Source organism: Streptomyces sp. URMC 126 (genome assembly GCF_051386555.1).
Classification (GTDB): domain Bacteria; phylum Actinomycetota; class Actinomycetes; order Streptomycetales; family Streptomycetaceae; genus Streptomyces.
Genome location: NZ_JBPQTX010001204.1, coordinates 1 through 245 on the forward strand (window position 1 = coordinate 1; position 245 = coordinate 245).

1 protein-coding gene is annotated in these 245 nt (G+C 54.7%); it reads left to right on the forward strand.

The genetic code is table 11. The annotated features are described in order from the left end of the window. Nucleotides 1-233 (forward strand): hypothetical protein (locus ACSNOK_RS35670; RefSeq protein ID WP_436784814.1); only part of this gene is annotated, 233 nt, incomplete at its 5' end. Between the last annotated feature and the right edge of the window lie 12 nt (nucleotides 234-245).

Genomic DNA, 245 nt, shown 5'->3' on the forward strand with positions numbered 1-245 from the left:
GTTTCAGGTCGTTGATGATGGCTTTGCGGCAGTCCTCGCTGATCTTTGTCGTGGCGCGGGGGCTGAAGGCAGCTGACTGGGTTATGGAGCTGTTCCCGTTAGAAGCAGCATTCGCGGGGAGGGGGGTGATAGCTGATAGTGAGCCGATTAAGGCAGTTGCTGTCACAGCTGCCACAGTGATTCTTGTTCGACGCATCGTTTCTCCTAGGGGTTGGAAACTTGGTGATAGCTAACCTGCGGTTAAC